This is a genomic window from Leucobacter salsicius M1-8, assembly GCF_000350525.1.
In the GTDB taxonomy this organism is placed as follows: Bacteria; Actinomycetota; Actinomycetes; order Actinomycetales; family Microbacteriaceae; genus Leucobacter; species Leucobacter salsicius.
Genome location: NZ_AOCN01000016.1, coordinates 35,690 through 51,816 on the forward strand (window position 1 = coordinate 35,690; position 16,127 = coordinate 51,816).

The following is a 16,127-nucleotide window of genomic DNA, read 5'->3' on the forward strand; positions in this document are numbered from 1 at the left end:
ACATACCTATGCATCAGGCTCCTCCGAGAAGTGTCCGTGTTTGAGGAAGCTAAACGATATAGTCATAGGAAACAGCAAACTGCCGAGAAAGTGGTTAGTAAAAATGGCCAAGCAAAGAACTTACGGCGTTGGAAAATTCCTTCTGGATGCACTTCTGGCAATTTTTACTGGCGGGCTATGGTTGATTTGGGTTATTGTTCGTGAAATTCGACGAGATAAAGTTTAGCTCGTTGATCTGACGGGGACTCATGCGTTCGTCTTACTGCACCATACGGATCAGTGATGAGAGGACAAGGTAGGCAGCCTTGACTATCCACCAATCGTCCATGCAAACGGCGGCAAGGACGTGGTCCCCTTCGAAATTGGTAGGAGGTCTTTGGGTGGAGCGAAACTAAGTAGCGTACTGGAACCCCCCAGTTGCTTCTGAATGTCAGCCCGTAGGCCGACAGCTGACTTTGTCTGCGCGGCCGTTTTCTCCCCTCGATGGTCAACCGAAGGGCCAGCCTCTTCCGCAGATTGGGCTAAGCTTTCCACCGGGCTCGAGCGCTCCCGGGTTTGGTCCAGACCAGGCTCATTGGCCCAAAGCTGAGGGTCCACAATGCCGCTAATGGCTACTGTCTCGGGCATTCCGGCCACCACAGGAGCAGAGGTTACGACCGACAGCTGGAGGATTGTAACCACCTCAGCGCGCTCCTCTTCGTTCATCTTGTGGAGTCTGCCGCGTGCACGCTCCGCGAGTGCTGCCACGTCCTCCGAAGCTCTGCTGCGTGCCTCTTCCGATGAAGCAAGAGCCTCGTACCCAGAAAGCCGGTGGTGTGCGGCGGTGAGTTCGGTTCTGAGGTCGGCTCTCAGTGCATGCTGACGTTTCTCATCTGCATGTGTCTCAGCCATGAGCACGCCACGCTCGGCCCGACCCAGGGCACGCTCCAGCTTAGCGATATGCAATCTAACTCCTTCGAGCGCACTGCGATCGACTTCCCGGTCGGAATCGTCGTCCGGAAGCGACAGATAGGCGCGTGCTGCGGCTTGGAGCCTCACTGGGTTGGAGAGTAGGTACATAACCTCATCCCAGACCAGCTGTTCGAGTGGCGATGCTCGGAGTTGCGGGCACTTACACCGGTCAGCGCCAGCTGATTGCCTTCGTTTCGTGCACCGATAGTATCCAAGCCATTCCTCGCGGGGAGTGTTTACGGAGTACATATGATGTCCCTCTGCGGTGAATACGCGTCCGCTTAGCATCCGCGTCTTAGGGGCATTAGGGGCTTTGCCTGTTGGGCGTCTGCTGAGCGCCCTGAGCAGAGCACTGTGTTCAGCTTGCGTGAACACAGGGTTGCCGAGGTCAATTTCCACCGGGTCACCCCACACAGGGTTGCCCTGTAGATCGAGCCTGGTCTTGCTGTGTCGCTGACGACTCCCACCCTGTCCCTTTGGAGCACCCCAAATTAGCTTGCCTGTGGCGAGCGTTGGATTCCGCCAAATGTTGCGGATGCTCTCAGCGTTCCATTGCTTTGCCCACCGAGGTCGTATGCCCGCATCATTGAAGTGGTTGACTACTTGGTAGCAGGACATGCGACGTCCGACTAACAGCTCATACCCGAGTCGCAGCGTCCCCCGCTCCTCCTCATTCGGTATTACTGAGCCATCACCTTCCCCTTTTGACTTGCGCAATCTCTTCCACCCATAAGGAGGTTCTCCGCCCGGGAGTTTTCCTTCCCGAGCAAGCGCCCGCTGACCGGATACAGTGTTTTCCACAATGCTGTCGCGGTCAAGATTTGCGAATACTGCTGACATGCCAAACATTGCGCGCCCTGCTGGGGTCGAAAGATCAAAACTTTCCTGGAGAGAAATGAGAGATACTCCCAGTTCCATTAGCTTTTCCATCTCACGGATGGCATGCCAGGATTTGCGCGCGAATCGCTTGGTATTGAGCACGATCAGAACGTCGAACTTACCCGAGCGAGCATCCGACAACATTTCTCGCCATCCCGGACGGGTGTCATCCATACCAGACACCCCCTCATCAGCGTATTCGGCAACAATTTCCCATCCACGATGCTCCGCCTCACCGCGAGTTTTTTGCTGCTGGTCGGCCAGAGAAGTATTATCTTTTTGGCTTTCAGTCGACACTCGTCGGTAAGTTGCAGCTCGCATCCTGCTCTTGTTCATTGGTTGGGATTTCCGATGGCCGCATTGACTTTCGCGGCGAGGGAAACAAACTTGTCGACGTACTCTGGCATGTAGCCGTCCTCGATGACGAATTCCCGTTGGTTGTGCACTGCTTCAAGTAGCAAAGTTCGCTCTTCATCGTTGAGGTTCAGTACGAGCTGTCCTTGTGAAGTGTTCACAGCGTGCCTTTCGTTGGTTGCGGCCAGTGTCGAGACTTAAGTGTTCGGCCAGCTTTGGTAACAATGCCGGTGACGCGTCAATTGATAAACGCGCGTAGGTGAGCGGCTATCCGCTGGACAGCCCTTGACTTCCAGTCAAATATTTCAGGGGTATCCGGCACAATCCACCACGTCGAGGTGGCCGTCGGAACCGTCGGAAGGGGACAGTGCTGCGCTGGATGAGAACCCGAGAGAGTTTCCATTGTGGATTGCAAAGTCTCACTGAAGAGGTGGCCCTTGGCGGCGGGTGGGAGCGGACACACAGACACACTCAGCTTTGGAGGCCTCCAGAAGCTTCCCGAGCCGGGAGACCAAGTGGAAGCCCCCTAAAGTGGTGTGTCTGTGTGTTCGTCAGACTGAGTCCTTGTAACTAGAACAGCCCCCGAGAGGCTTCTTCTGTGTTGTCACTCTCTGATTTGAGTCGAAGACCGAGGATCGCTCGGTCCCGTCTATCTCTTGTGCCCCTCGTTGGTTGCTCTCGTACAGTTGCAGGGATCATGCCGCTGAGCACGGTGTTCCGGAGCTCGTCGAGCATGGTTGGGGTGCTCACCGGACCATGACCATGTCTGCTACGAAATGAGTTGTACTCGGACAGTAGCTCGGTGTTGGTGATGTAGCCGCTCTCATCGGTTTCTAGACGCAGACTGACAAACTCAGCCGCGATGTTTTGCGACGAACTCCAGTCTTCAGTCGCGGTGCGCACGGACGGCGGTAGGTGAGCACTGTCGAGTAATTCAGGTTGTGCATGGGCCCGGGCGGCTCCTTCGATCAGCCAAGCCAGTATTTCCTCGCGGGGTGTATCGAACCATTCCTTCACAGCAGTATCAAGCGCCCGTTCATTGGTGCTCACGGGGTCCGCTGCGAAGGTATAAGGAAATGGAACTTCCACGAAGCGACGAGTTGTTCCAAGATTGTGGCTCCTGATTCGGAGTGAAGCGTTCGTGCTGATGTATAGATCATGTGTGAGTACAAAATCAAAGGGGCGACCTCCTGGATTGCGGCCCTTTGCGCTGCCAGAGTCAGTGATTCTCTTGATTACGGCTTCATTGAGCATCTTGTCTTCGAGTTCTTCGGCCACGAGATAGCGAATACCCTTCAACATTGCGAGGTGATACTCGGGATTGGTGCGACCGCCGCCACTAATCGCTTCGGGATCAAGCCTTCCCGCATAGGTACCCAGCGCAGCATATACAGCATTCATCAGTGTGGTCTTTCCATTTCGACCTGCCCCTTTGAAGATCACCACCCGTGGAGTGGGAGATTGCTTTCCAAACAGTGCGACGCCGAGTTGAATTTGTAACCATTCCCGAGCGTCAGCGGGTACTGCTTCGAGCATCTTGCACAGGCGTTCTCTGGAAGCACCGGGGAAGTAGCGGACGCCAGCTTGGCGCATGAACCGGTCCGTGGGCTTGGGAGGTCGTTCTTGCCCGGTGCGAAGATCTACGACAGCATCCGTCGTCTTGAAAAGGAACGGGTCCGCGTCGAAGCTACTGAGACTCGCCTGAAGTCGCCCGGCGAGTTGCAGTAGGACTGCCTGTGCTTTCTTAGTTGAACGCAGTTGATGGACTTCTCGGGGGTCAAAGGATTGAACATTCTCCTGGATCCAGTCGGAGACGTGTGCGAGCATCACTTCTCGAGGGACGGGCTTCCAGAGCCCTTTGTCGTGGCTGACCCATCCATCTTCGATGCAGAGGAAAGAGTTTGCCCATGCAAGCGCTAGGTCGCGCCCGATATCAGCGTCGGTGGTCATCGCCATGACTGCGTACCCCCATGCTTTGAGATTGCCCCTTGGAGTGCTAGATACCATTCCAAGGCAGGGTCTTCGTCTCCGGTATGAGGAGTATTCACCCAAATCGTTGCGAGGCGGTCAAGAGCCTCGGGGACGCCGCCGTGTCCATCAGCAGCGAGGAGTACCAGATGTGTCTGTACGCGTAGCATCGATTCGTGGCCGATAAATGACTCTGACCCTTCGCCCTCAAATCGCCTCAAGACTTGTTGGACCCCTTGAGAGGGAGTCAGTCCAAGATAGCCGTGGAACCAGTCCGCTGTTTCCCCAAGGTATGGCACACTCGTGGTCATAATCTTCGTCTTCCCGCCTTGTAGAGCTGCGGGCAAGCGGGTTTGGACCTGGGTGACCATCGGCAAAGCGTAGGGAGTCACAACGTAACCCCCACGGCTTTTCCGATCAACCCCAGGCAGTAGGCCATTCACTGATGACGAGAGATCTCTGAACCACAAATGCAAGCCGACGCCCGAAAGGGAGCTCCCGCGGAATGTGACTGGGGAAATCCGGACTCGTCGATCAATGAGTGATTCCCAGCCGTCTGGCTTTCCTGGCTTCCTGTCAACATCAATGCAAGTCTTGTTGACCCTGCCAGGGGTGACTGCGGGGAGTGCATGCGGATTCTGAGTCCACCATTCGCGAATGACGACGGTCGACGTCGTAGCCTTTTCCTCCCACTTGGTCCAGCCTCGGAGTGGGCGCTTGTCTGGTTGAACAGGGAAGACGGGCCAGCCATGAGTAGCGTTGTGGAGGGCTACTTCCAGATAGGACATCATGCGCGCTCACCATCCGTCTGAGTGAAGGCGAAGAGCAGTTGTAGGAGCCGTTCAAGGTCGTCCGTAGGGACCTGGTCTGGTTGCCAGCTAACGATAGGAAGGTGATGCACCGTGTCCTCCTTGGTCACGGGCGTTGAACAACAAAAAACGCCCATGGGTGAGCACCAATCGCATTTGATCTGGTGTGCGAAAGGCATTCCCGGTCCACGGGCGTGGGTCTTGACCGCCAGAGGGTTACTCCGGCTCCCCAAACATAGACACCTTCTTGCCAGCCGGGGGACAGAGCGTGTAGCTCTGTCGTCACGATATTCACTTGTTGTTCCGACAATTGTAGGCACATTTTGCATTGACTCGCTGGCAAAGCGACGGCAGGTGGGTGCCGGTCGAAGTTCCGTGGGCCGTAGATCTGGCTGTCCTGAAGCCCTAGCGTGTGAGTTTCTCACGGAGCGCTGCACCGGGAAATGAACTTATCGCGAAAAGGATTCCGCGCGTGTTCTGCCCTGCGTAGTACGAGCTAACTGTCGGCCAGAGCACCTGCTGCGTCTAGAACTTTTATCGTCGCGAGCACGGGGCTGTCTCGATACTGTTTATTGCGGGCGACCTCACGTACTGTGGCAACAACCTCAGATGCCCCGAACACCTGCAGAGCGCGCCCGCCAATCTGCTGGTCTGCCGCCCACTTCCGGACGCGGGCCTCATGTCCTCCTCCGGCGAATTTGCCGACATAGAGGCGCATCTCGACCTGGTCCGGTCGATATCCAAAGCGCCCACATGCACCTTGGAGAACCCCGTCGCGGATATCCGACTGATTCAGCAGGGCATACCAGCTCGTATAGCCAGACTCTCCTATGACGTGCTCGGAGACTACGCCGCGTGACCCGAAGAAAGACTTCACGGTAGCGAGGATGAGTTTGTCTGAGTTTGCACCGATCAGGTCAACTTCGTAGCCATGGGTCTGCCACTCGTCGTAGTTCTGCTTTCGCGTTAGGCGACGAACCGGGAACTTGAGTGCGCCAGACACAACCAGACCCTCGGTTTCCATCGCTAACGCGACGAATTGCTCGAACGATTCCACAGAACCCCTACTCTCGGTGGTGATTTCACCACGATAGTGGTGGTTTCACCACTGCGTTAGGGTGCCCCGCCGAGATGAACTAGTTTGGTGACTTACCCGACCCGCGATCCCGACTTTGCGGCGTTGAGGTTGCAGATGGCGAGGGTGCGGAACGAACGGGGCTGGACGTTCGACAAGTTGGAGGCGGAATCTGGAGTTCACCGCCGCACACTCATTGCTATGGAGCACGGCACCACAAATGGCCGTCTAGATTCATGGTTTCGAGTGGCGGAATCCTTCGGGATTCCTGCAGGGGAGTTCTTTTCCGTGCTTTGAGATATTGAACTCGTGCACCGAGCAATACTCGAAATTTCATCCCAAGACTCAGTCGATTGTCTGTAGCATTTTCATGTGGATCACTACTTCTGCGATGCCGCTAGAGATTGGTGCGACCCACGAGTCCCTTCCTGCCCGGACTGTGGCTTACATCCGATGACATCAGCAGGATGGTGTTGGGAGTGTCCGGGCTGTGGGAATTTGTTATTGCCGTCTCCACGCGACCCACTGCAGCCCACGTAGGTCTCCGTGTTTGTGCGTCATATCTTCGTGGTCCTCGAACCAATGAACTGGGATTCATATCCAGGGAGCATTCGGGAGAGCCAGGAGAGCGGTCGGGGGTGGTGCAGCTGTTCCCGTTCGAAAACTAATCGCTAAGTAGCTCCGTATCGGATCCTGGTAAGACTGAGTAGGCGCTGATACGGGTTTGGGTGCCACCGCCTTCCTTCGAAGCGCTCGACGATGCTGTAGGCACAGTTGGTAGGGCGGATGAATGCTAAGCGAGTGCCGTTGCACTCGCCGCCGACCAAACCCAGGCCGAGATGACCCCCGTGGGCGACTGCGAGCCAGGACGGGAGCGCTAAGCGCCATAAGTTCATGGTCATGCTCGAGAGCCGCTACGGCTTCCGCGTCAAGAGTACGTTCGGTTTCGTCAAAGACCTTAGGGCTTAACGGACTGATATTGGTGCCCTGGAAGACTGTGCAGGGTCGGAATACTATCTAGTTCGACACTCAACCCGTCTACTGCGTAGTGATCAGGATTTGAACTTTTCTGTACGCGTATCCACGCTTGGCGGTACCTGGGACGTGCTCAATTTCGCCTGCGTCTACGAGGCTCTTCAGAATCTTCTGCATACGGCTCTCTGACTGAATCCCCGTGAGTTCTCGCGCTTGCTCATTCCGAATCGACGTCTGTGAGTCTAGATACTCGAGGATCTGCTGTTCCGGCGAGGCCAGGCTCTCATGGCGGATTATGACGAGGACCGAGTTCTCACGCTCAAGAATTTCTGGCTCTCGCAGGTTCAGCTTGCGCATCGATGCGAATGCGGTGTCGAGTCCTTCACCGACATCCTGGTTTGGCGGGTCAGGGAAGCGATTGAGGTGCCGCACTAGCTTCGGATTTCGGCTGAGCCGTTCATCGAGGATGTTTTTCGCAGTGATATGTCCGGGGAGCTTTCCCGGACTCTGCACTTCGATCCGGTTCTCAAAGATCCGGATGTGCACGTCGTCGAGCACGCTGTAGTCGCGATGTAGGACGGCATTAGTTATGACTTCGTGGAGAGTTTCCTTCGGGTACTTGACCTCGCGCAACCCGTCCTCGGCTAGAAATCTAGCTTCCTCGATCATTGAGATGGTTTCGCTGACCGCAGCATATACCTGCGCGTACATATGCCCTTCCACCGTTAGCGGGGTCCCTATCAGTTGCGAACGATCAGCGTCGTTGCTGGTGTATCGATAGACCTTAATTCCGCAACGTTTTGGCAAGGCAGCCTGCGGCTGATCAGCGAAAAGCAGAGTCGCTGCAACCGTCGGTTTTCCTTCGTGAGTCAAATATTGACCACGCAAATAAATCTCTGGCTCCGCCGTCGGAACAGCAGTGATGAGGTACTCGATGATTGGCTCAGAATTGGTTACGTCCTTGAGAGGTATGTTGAGTGTCTCGTCCTCGAAGGATTCCACGCCTTTCGAACGTCTTAGCGCTGTCAGTGCCTCTTCTTCGAGAACGGGCAACGACTGCGCTCCTAGCCGTTTATATGCTTTTCTATCGGATGAAGTCCGAACGACGCGCGATTTGGTGGCGTTGATATGAAGAACGAGACCGGGAAAACTACTACACCTCAGGAACTCGCCTTGAATATCAACGCCGAAAGGAGAAACCTTTTCGAACGCCTGGATATGGCCATTGGCGTCCTCATCATCTGCGAATCCATCCCAGACGTTGCCACTGGCTAGTTCTTCAACTCCGACAAACAGATCGCCCCCGTCCGCATTACAGAAGGCCGATAGATGCCGCGTCAGCTTTGCGGGCTCTATGCGAATGGACTTGAAGTCCATGAAGTGGCCCTCGGTACGCGAGAGAAGCTTCGCTGCCTCATCGTCAGTAATCGTTACTGTGTTCAACATAACGCCACCATAGCGTCCTCGGACGACAACGACGGCATAATCATTGGCAACGGAATGATCGTCTTCTTCCCTTCAGGCCCGTGGATCACCATCCTGACGATTCGAGTGCGTCCGGGGCCCGTGCCGTCAGTGTTCAGCAAAAAGGTTTGTCGACGACAGTGTTGGGTAGGTTTACCTGCGGGTGGTCCCTCGAGACCTCGCAAGTTCACTATCGAATTTACTTCTCATGCCATCTGAGATGAATTCATCTTTAATCAGGTCCGGGTTTGCGCCCTCGATAACCTGCATCACAAGGTAAGAGATGTGCTTCTGGTCGTGCCCGGGCAAATAGTAATTCGATTCAATTTTTGGCGCACCTTCACACCCGCAGAGACATAGCGAGCGTCCGGATATAGTCATGTTCTAAATACTAGCCATATCTCGAGGCAGACCTATCGACTCTACTTGGAGTCTCCCGTGCCCTCACGAGCGGTATGGATACGTTGCCCGCTCTTCCATTCCCAGTGCGCCAGAGAAGCAGGGGTACGTCTGCCGCGAGGCTACTCCGCAAAGGAACCCGCCAGTCTGTTCGGGAAACACACTCGTGCCTCACGTGAACTTTGAAGGAGAAGGGCGGGACCCGTGGTGGTGGCTTCAATAGCTGCGAGGTGTCGTTGGATGGCTGCCGTCGCCTTCGCCGGCCTTCTCGTCGCGATTCTGCGTTCCGCGGAGATCCGGGCCATGCTCGTACAGCTCGTGGAAGATGCGCTGGGCGCGGCGGGGTAGATCTGTGGCGAGCGGGGTAGGCGGGGCTATGACGGGGCTGTATCGTCCACGAGATCTGCGGCGCGACGAACGCGGAACGGTGACGGCAGAGTTTGCTGTGGTGGTTCCTGCGGTGCTCGTGATCCTCGGACTGGTGGTCGGTGGCATCGTGATCGCGACTAACCGACTCACGCTCGCCTCAGCCGCCGCCGACATCGCCCGGCTCGAAGCCCGCGGCGACATCGGCCTATCAACAGAGCGCCTCGCGGGTGCGGGGGCTGGCGTCACCGTGGAACGGAATCGTAACGGCGGGCTGCTGTGCATCACGCTGCGGGCGGGCCCACAGCGGGGCATCCTTGCCGCGCTCGCCGTCGAAGGCGAAGCGTGCGCGGCGGTGACCGACCCGCCAGAAGACACACGCAAGACGTAGAAAGGGGAACCCCCATGAGTGCACCGGTACTGCTCGGCTGTGCGGCCGCAGCCCTCTGCCTCGGCATCCCCGTGCTGGCCGCCGGCAGCCATCTCGTTGCCGCGCAACGGATCACCGGGGCAGCTGACGCGGCTGCGCTCGCCGCCGCTGACAGCCTCACCGGGTGGCTCGCGGACGAACCCTGCGAGGCGGCGACCGAGGTTGCCCGCAGCGTGGGGGCGAACCTGCAACGCTGCGACACGAACCCGGCGTTAGGTGAGGTGCGGGTGATACTGACCGTGGGCACGCCGATCGGAACGGTGACGGCGCGCGCTCGCGCGGGTGGCGTTCCCCCAGAGAAGTACGGATCGGGGGTGTGGACTTGGCCCGCAGCCGTGGGCGGCGTGGCACAGGGGTTTCATGACGGGCTCGCGGTTGACCTGGCTGCGCCGCTGGGAAGTACGTTGTATGCCCCGTACGATGCGGTCATCATTGCTGCTGGCCCCGATGGTGGGGGCGTCCCAGCGGTATGCCGCACCACCCCGGGTTGGTGGCGCGGAGAAAATGAGACCGTCATCATGAGGCACGACTACGGTGGCCGTACGATCTATAGCTCTCACAACCACGTCAAACCGGGCTCTACGAGCACGCTCGGACTCAAAGTCGGCTCGCGAGTGCGGGCGGGGCAGCCCGTCGCCACCGCTGGAATGAGCGGGTGTACCTCGGGCCCGCACTCGCACTTCACACTTTCGACGCGCCCCGAAAACTCGTTTCCCAACCTCAATCCGTTTTCGTTTCTCAGTCAGCCGTAACCTGATTTCTGGGATGGGGTCATAATGGAGTGGCCCGGGCCGTGCTGGATTCCCGGGCGCTTATGTGTATCGTGGCGTGCAGGCACAGTCGCAGACATGGTTGTAACAGCAGTTGCGGACGCACGTGCAGATGCGCGGGCTAGCCCCGCCAGCGCCACGAACTAAATACGTACGAAGGAGACCCGTGAAGGGCACGAAGAAGCTCGTAATCGTCGAGTCGCCGACCAAGGCGAAGAAGATCGGCGAATTCCTGGGCCCCGACTATGAAGTCATTGCATCTGTCGGGCACATTCGTGATCTCGCTGAACCTTCACAGCTCCCCGCGGACCTCAAGAAGGGCCCGTTTGGCAAGTTCGCCGTCGACGTCGATAACGGATTCGCCCCCTACTACGCGGTCAACGACAACAAGAAGAAGACAGTCGCCGAGCTCAAGCGAGCTCTGAAAGATGCGAACGAAGTATTGCTCGCAACTGATGAGGACCGCGAGGGCGAGGCCATCGCGTGGCACCTGCTAGAGGTGCTGAAGCCCAAGGTTCCCGTCAAGCGCATGGTGTTCCACGAGATCACCAAGGAAGCGATTGACGAGGCAAGTCGCAATACGCGAGACCTCGATATCGCTCTCGTCGACGCGCAAGAGACGCGACGAATTCTCGATCGCCTCTACGGCTACGACATTTCACCCGTACTGTGGCGCAAGGTGGCTCCGAAGCTCTCGGCCGGCCGAGTACAGTCGGCGGCAACGCGCCTGGTCGTGGACCGCGAGCGCGAGCGCCAGGCGTTCAACGCGGCAGAGTACTGGTCGCTCTCGGCGACCTTCACCCCCGCAGGCGATACCGCTTTCGCGGCGCGCTTGGTGCGACTTGATGCCCAGCGCATTGCTACCGGTGCCGACTTCGGTGACGACGGCGCGCTCAAGGCAAAGTCGGCTGCGGCGGGCGTGATCCTGCTCGAGAAGCAGCGCGCTGAGACCCTGGCGCAGCTGTGCACCCCGGGCACCGAGGCAGACGTGGTGTCGGTCGAAACGAAGCCGCACACGCGACGCCCCGCAGCCCCGTTCACGACGTCGACGCTCCAGCAGGAGGCGTCACGAAAGCTTCGCTTCAGCTCGCGGCAGACGATGTCGTACGCGCAGTCGCTGTACGAAAACGGTTACATCACTTATATGCGTACCGACTCGCCCACGCTGTCGAAGCAGGCGATCACGGCAGCTCGGTCGCAGGCCGCACAGCTGTACGGTACCGAGACGATTCCCGAGAAGCCGCGCGTCTACATGGGCAAGTCGAAGGGCGCCCAGGAGGCGCACGAGGCTATTCGCCCCGCCGGTGACGTGTTCGAGCGCCCCACCGCGCTCAAGGGCAAGCTGACGCAGGGCGAGCACGCACTGTACGAACTGATCTGGAAGCGCACGGTCGCCAGCCAGATGTCAGACGCCAAGGGCTCGACCGACACGGTCACCGTGGGTATCAGCGTTACCGAGTCCGGCCGCGAAGCAGCAACGCGCGCCGAGTTTACGGCCAGCGGCACCGTCATCACCTTCCCCGGCTTCCTGCTCGCATACGAGGAGGGCCGCGATGAAAAGCGCGGTGACTCCGAGCAGAACGTCACACTGCCTCAGCTCGCCACCGGCCAGAAGCTCGGTGTCTCCGACACCGAGGCCAAGGGCCACGAGACGAGCCCGCCGCCGCGTTACACCGAGGCAAGCCTGACCAAGCGTCTGGAAGAGCTCGGCATCGGCCGACCCTCGACCTATGCCGCCATCATCAGTACGATCATGGACCGCGGGTACGTCTCGAAGAAGGGCCAGGCCCTCGTTCCCAGCTGGATCGCATTCTCTGTCGTGCGCCTGCTCGAGACCCACTTCTCGGCTCTGGTCGACTACGACTTCACCGCTTCAATGGAGGATGACCTCGACCGCATCGCATCGGGAGACGCCGACCGCACGACGTGGCTCGGCGAGTTCTACTTCGGCAGCGACAATCACCCCGGCCTGCGCGGCGTCGTCGACAACCTGGGCGAGATCGACGCCCGTGCGATCAACACGATCAAGATCGACGACCAGATCTCGCTGCGCAACGGCAAGTATGGCCCGTACCTCGAGGTCACCGATGACAAGTGTGAGCCCGACGAGACCGGTGAGATCAAGCCCCGCAGCGTCAACATCCCCGACGGGCTCGCACCTGACGAGCTGACCCCCGCGCGCGCTCACGAGCTCGCTGACGCAGAGCCGCTCGAGGACCGCATCGTCGGTGTCCACCCCGAAACCGGCAAGCGCATCGCGGCAAAGAACGGGCGCTTTGGTCCGTACGTCACGGAGCTGCTGGACGAGGGCGAGGAGCTTCCTAAGGGAGTGAAGGCGCGTACGTCGTCACTGTTCAAGAGCATGGACCCGGCAACGGTCGATCTTGACACGGCGGTCGCGCTGCTGGATCTGCCCCGCACCGTGGGCGTCGACCCCGAGTCGGGCAATGAGATCACCGCGCAAAACGGCCGCTACGGTGCCTACATCAAGAAGGGCACGGACTCCCGGTCACTGGCGAGCGAGGACGCGATTTTCACGATCGACCTCCCAGGAGCGCTCGAGCTGTTCGCACAGCCCAAGTATGGCGGCCGCAAGGCTGCAAGCTCGCTCAAGGAATTTGACGCTGACCCGGTGAGCGGCAAGCCAGTCAAGGTGAAGGACGGCCGCTTCGGCCCCTACGTCACCGACGGCGAGACCAACGCGACGATTCCGCGCGGCGACAGCGTCGAGGATCTCACGTTTGCGCGCGCGACTGAACTGCTCGCAATTAAGCGTGCCAAGGGGCCTGCCAAGAAGAAGGCCCCGGCCAAGAAGGCCGCCGCAAAGAAGCCTGCCGCGAAGGCTGCTGGCGCGAAGGCTGTTGATCCGGCGCGCTCTGCGGCCGCGAAGAAGGCCGCCGAGACGCGCAAGGCAAATGCTGCAAAGAAGGCCGCAGAGGCGGCCGCAGCGGCAGCCGAGTAGGCGGCGTGAGCGCAGCAGGTATGCCCGGCGTCTTCATCACCTTCGAGGGGGGCGACGGCGCGGGCAAAACCACGCAGTCTGAGCTACTCTCGGGCTGGCTCGAAGCGCGCGGCCACGAGGTCGTGCGCACCCGTGAACCCGGCGGCACGCCGCTGGGAGTGCGGGTGCGAGAGCTGCTGCTGCACGGCGGCGGCGAGATCGGCGAGTTCAACGCCCGCGCTGAGGCGCTGCTGTATGCCGCAGATCGCGCGCAGCATGTTGCGCATGTCGTGCGTCCGGCGATCGCGCGGGGCGCGATCGTGGTGCAGGATCGCTACATCGACTCCTCACTGGCCTACCAGGGGGCGGGCCGAGTCCTCGACGTCTCCGACGTGCGCCGCATCAGCGAATGGGCGACGGGCGGGCTGTGGCCGCACCTGACGGTACTGCTCGACGCGAGCACAGAGCTCGCGGCCGAGCGCCGGGCCGCCCGCGGCGGCGGCGCCGACCGGCTCGAAGCGGAAGCCGCTGAGTTCCACGCCGCAGTGCGGGCGGGCTTCCTGGCGCTCGCGGAGTTGGACTCAGATCGCTATCTCGTGTTGGATGCCGCGCTCCCGGCCGATGAGCTGCACACCCGAGTGATCGCGCGGGTCGCGCCGCTCATCGCGGGGACGTAACCCGCAGGTCTCGCGGAGCACTGCTCTTCACCGCCCCAAGCGGTAATGATCACAAGCTAGGACATGTCAATGGATGATAAGTCGGTAGGCCGTTCGGAGTACTCTCGGCTGCGCAAAATTGGTATCGCGAGCTGGTCTGCCGTGGGGGTCGCCGTTGTCGCGATACTCGTGGCGGGCGGAATCAGTGCGCTGAGCGGCATCGTGGTGCCGCTCATCATCGCGGTGATTCTCGGTACGGTGCTCGAACCGGTTGTGGGCTGGCTCACCAACCGCAACATGCCCCGTGCACTGGCCGCGGCCGTTGTGTTGTTGGTGGTCATCGCGTTGACCGCAGGCATCGCCGTCATCGTCGTTCGCGGATTCATTCACCAGATTCCTGAAATTTCGGCACAGCTCTTGAAGGGCTGGGCTCACCTCCTGAACTGGCTGCGATCCTTCGACGTCAACCCGATGTGGCTCGAGCAGCTGCGTGCGGCAGGCAGCGAAGCACTGTCGGGCGCGGGAGCCGGAGCCATGGGCATGGTGACCGGCGCCGTGTACGGCGTTATCTCGTTTTCCCTTGGAACCTTTTTCGCCGTCTACTTCCTGTACTTCGTGCTGCGAGACAGTCGGGCATTTCCCGCCTGGTTGGCCAGGGTCACGGGCCGAGATGAAGCCCTCGTCACCGCGATCGATGCAAACGTGCGCCAGTCGATGCGCGGGTACTTCAGTGGGACTGCACTCACCGCCGTGATTACCGCACCCATTTTCATCATTCCGCTGCTGCTGCTCAAGATTCCCCTCGTGATCCCGACTCTGATCCTGTACTTTGTGCTGTCGTTCGTCCCGTTTGTGGGCGCATGGCTGACCGGAGCGTTTGCCATTCTGATCGCGTTTGGCTTTGGCGGGCCGAACGCCGCTCTAATCGTGGCGATTAGTCTGCTGGTATCGAACGGGCCAATTCAGAACGTGGTGCTGTCGTGGGCGTTGGGGTCTTCGCTTCAGCTGCATCCGGTGACAGTTCTGATCTCTACCATCGGCGGCGGAGTGGTTGCCGGCGCGCTCGGAATGGTGCTGGGTCCGCCCGTGGTATCGGCGCTCCAGAAGGGGTTTGCGACGGTTCGCCAGTTCCGTGAGCGGGAGCGGGTGTGATCCCGCGGGTGACTTTTTCTGATTAGTACGGCTCATTGAACTGGTCTTACGCACAATGAAACTGATGCCTGGAACCCTGCACCGGAAAGCGACACGATCATGAACATCGAAGGACTCGGGTCTGCTGTCGGTTTGCTTGAGTCCAAGTCTGCTTCGATCGTGAGGTCGAAGCTGGAAGGATGGCAGTCATGCCGATCAAGTACAGCGAAGAGTTCAAGCGTGACGCTGTGGGGCTCGTGGAGTCTGGAATTTCACAGAAGCAAGTGTGCCGAGATCTGGGTGTCTCGAAGTCCGCGCTCAGCGCATGGATCCAAGACGCGAGATTTCAATCACACGGGATGACCCCATCGAAAGATCCCGACGAGCAGCGCGAGATGCGGCAAGCATTGAAACGCATTCGTGAGCTCGAGATGGAAAACGAAGTGCTCCGCCGTGCGGCAGCCTATTTGTCACAGGTGCATATCACGCCCCCAAAATGATCTACCCGCTCGTCCAAGAGTTAGCTGCGATGGGTGCCCGCATCAGGGTGCCCGTCGCGGTGACGTGTCGGGTTCTGGGGTTCAGTGAGCAGGCCTACTATCAATGGTTGAATAACTCTCGCTCGGCTCGCGAGATCGAGGAGCAACACCTGATCGGGGTGCTCCGCGAACTGCATGAGGATGATCCCGAGTTCGGATACCGGTTCCTCGCTGACGAACTGCACGCGCTCGGCTACCGAGTCTCGGAGCGGCGCGTGTGGCGGCTCTGCCATATCGCCGGTATCCGGTCAGTGATCTCGAAACGACGTGGCAGGTATCGCAAGGCGCTGCCTCCGGTGCATGATGACCTCGTCCAGCGTGATTTCACCGCCAGTGTGCCAAACGAGTGCTGGCTGACCGATATCACTGAACATCAGACTGCGCGTGAGGGCAAGCTGTATCTCTGCGCGGTGAAAGACT

13 protein-coding genes and 1 pseudogene are annotated in these 16,127 nt (G+C 59.2%); 8 read left to right on the forward strand and 6 right to left on the reverse strand.

The genetic code is table 11. The features are described from left to right. Nucleotides 1-309: 309 nt before the first annotated feature. From C795_RS16875 to C795_RS0107240, 5 genes are all read right to left on the reverse strand, one after another. The gene (locus tag C795_RS16875) at nucleotides 310-2,166 is read right to left on the reverse strand and encodes a recombinase family protein (RefSeq protein WP_083879161.1); all 1,857 of its coding nucleotides are present in this window, start codon (nucleotides 2,164-2,166) and stop codon (nucleotides 310-312) included. Continuing rightward, nucleotides 2,163-2,345, reverse strand: coding sequence for a hypothetical protein (locus tag C795_RS0107220; RefSeq protein ID WP_017793086.1), 183 nt, complete (start codon nucleotides 2,343-2,345; stop codon nucleotides 2,163-2,165). The genes C795_RS16875 and C795_RS0107220 overlap by 4 nt, the downstream gene beginning before the upstream one ends. A gap of 409 nt (nucleotides 2,346-2,754) precedes the next feature. Further along, nucleotides 2,755-4,140, reverse strand: coding sequence for a DNA primase family protein (locus C795_RS0107225; protein WP_017793087.1), 1,386 nt, complete (start codon nucleotides 4,138-4,140; stop codon nucleotides 2,755-2,757). Further along, nucleotides 4,131-4,943 (reverse strand): bifunctional DNA primase/polymerase, encoded by an 813-nt coding sequence (locus tag C795_RS17840; protein WP_083879163.1) that lies wholly within the window; start codon nucleotides 4,941-4,943, stop codon nucleotides 4,131-4,133. Before C795_RS17840 ends, C795_RS0107225 begins: the two co-directional genes overlap by 10 nt. A 514-nt stretch (nucleotides 4,944-5,457) precedes the next feature. Then, on the reverse strand, nucleotides 5,458-6,018 hold the full coding sequence (locus tag C795_RS0107240; RefSeq protein ID WP_017793090.1) for a hypothetical protein: 561 nt from the start codon (nucleotides 6,016-6,018) through the stop codon (nucleotides 5,458-5,460). Nucleotides 6,019-6,153: 135 nt separating this feature from the next. Here C795_RS0107240 and C795_RS17845 point away from each other — a divergent pair, with 135 nt between their 5' ends. Beyond that, complete coding sequence (locus tag C795_RS17845) at nucleotides 6,154-6,333, forward strand: helix-turn-helix transcriptional regulator (protein WP_051053775.1); 180 nt, start codon at nucleotides 6,154-6,156, stop codon at nucleotides 6,331-6,333. A 741-nt stretch (nucleotides 6,334-7,074) separates the two neighbouring features. Here the strand turns inward: C795_RS17845 and C795_RS0107250 are convergent. Continuing rightward, nucleotides 7,075-8,457, reverse strand: coding sequence for an ATP-binding protein (locus C795_RS0107250; RefSeq protein ID WP_017793092.1), 1,383 nt, complete (start codon nucleotides 8,455-8,457; stop codon nucleotides 7,075-7,077). A 657-nt stretch (nucleotides 8,458-9,114) separates the two neighbouring features. On the opposite strand from C795_RS0107250, the gene C795_RS16885 reads away from it, so the two are divergent. From C795_RS16885 to C795_RS16890, 7 genes and pseudogenes are all read left to right on the forward strand, one after another. Further along, entirely contained in the window at nucleotides 9,115-9,222 is a 108-nt protein-coding gene (locus C795_RS16885; protein ID WP_017793094.1) for a DUF4244 domain-containing protein, read from the forward strand. A 28-nt stretch (nucleotides 9,223-9,250) separates the two neighbouring features. Then, nucleotides 9,251-9,631 carry a TadE/TadG family type IV pilus assembly protein gene (locus C795_RS0107265; protein WP_017793095.1) on the forward strand — a complete coding sequence of 127 codons (381 nt, stop codon included), beginning with the start codon at nucleotides 9,251-9,253 and terminating at the stop codon, nucleotides 9,629-9,631. 14 nt (nucleotides 9,632-9,645) lie between these two features. Beyond that, entirely contained in the window at nucleotides 9,646-10,422 is a 777-nt protein-coding gene (locus C795_RS0107270) for an Rv3654c family TadE-like protein (protein ID WP_017793096.1), read from the forward strand. A gap of 184 nt (nucleotides 10,423-10,606) precedes the next feature. Then, nucleotides 10,607-13,402 (forward strand): type I DNA topoisomerase, encoded by a 2,796-nt coding sequence (gene topA, locus C795_RS0107275; protein ID WP_017793097.1) that lies wholly within the window; start codon nucleotides 10,607-10,609, stop codon nucleotides 13,400-13,402. Between the two features lie 20 nt (nucleotides 13,403-13,422). Continuing rightward, nucleotides 13,423-14,058, forward strand: coding sequence for a dTMP kinase (gene tmk, locus C795_RS0107280; protein WP_017793098.1), 636 nt, complete (start codon nucleotides 13,423-13,425; stop codon nucleotides 14,056-14,058). A 69-nt stretch (nucleotides 14,059-14,127) separates the two neighbouring features. Further along, a complete protein-coding gene (locus C795_RS0107285; protein ID WP_017793099.1) occupies nucleotides 14,128-15,189 on the forward strand; it encodes an AI-2E family transporter in 1,062 nt (353 codons plus the stop codon). Between the two features lie 188 nt (nucleotides 15,190-15,377). Further along, nucleotides 15,378-16,127 (forward strand): annotated as a pseudogene (locus C795_RS16890) (IS3 family transposase); the annotation flags it as partial.

What these genes read in the sequence shown, in the direction of transcription:
- C795_RS0107270 (WP_017793096.1), top strand. Translation starts at nt 9,646, where the DNA reads ATGAGTGCACCGGTACTGCTCGGCTGTGCGGCCGCAGCCCTCTGCCTC.
- C795_RS16885 (WP_017793094.1), top strand. Translation starts at nt 9,115, where the DNA reads ATGGCTGCCGTCGCCTTCGCCGGCCTTCTCGTCGCGATTCTGCGTTCC.
- tmk (WP_017793098.1), top strand. Translation starts at nt 13,423, where the DNA reads ATGCCCGGCGTCTTCATCACCTTCGAGGGGGGCGACGGCGCGGGCAAA.
- C795_RS0107285 (WP_017793099.1), top strand. Translation starts at nt 14,128, where the DNA reads ATGGATGATAAGTCGGTAGGCCGTTCGGAGTACTCTCGGCTGCGCAAA.
- C795_RS0107250 (WP_017793092.1), bottom strand. Translation starts at nt 8,457, where the DNA reads ATGTTGAACACAGTAACGATTACTGACGATGAGGCAGCGAAGCTTCTC.
- C795_RS0107225 (WP_017793087.1), bottom strand. Translation starts at nt 4,140, where the DNA reads ATGGCGATGACCACCGACGCTGATATCGGGCGCGACCTAGCGCTTGCA.
- C795_RS16875 (WP_083879161.1), bottom strand. Translation starts at nt 2,166, where the DNA reads ATGAACAAGAGCAGGATGCGAGCTGCAACTTACCGACGAGTGTCGACT.
- C795_RS17840 (WP_083879163.1), bottom strand. Translation starts at nt 4,943, where the DNA reads ATGATGTCCTATCTGGAAGTAGCCCTCCACAACGCTACTCATGGCTGG.
- C795_RS0107265 (WP_017793095.1), top strand. Translation starts at nt 9,251, where the DNA reads ATGACGGGGCTGTATCGTCCACGAGATCTGCGGCGCGACGAACGCGGA.
- C795_RS17845 (WP_051053775.1), top strand. Translation starts at nt 6,154, where the DNA reads ATGGCGAGGGTGCGGAACGAACGGGGCTGGACGTTCGACAAGTTGGAG.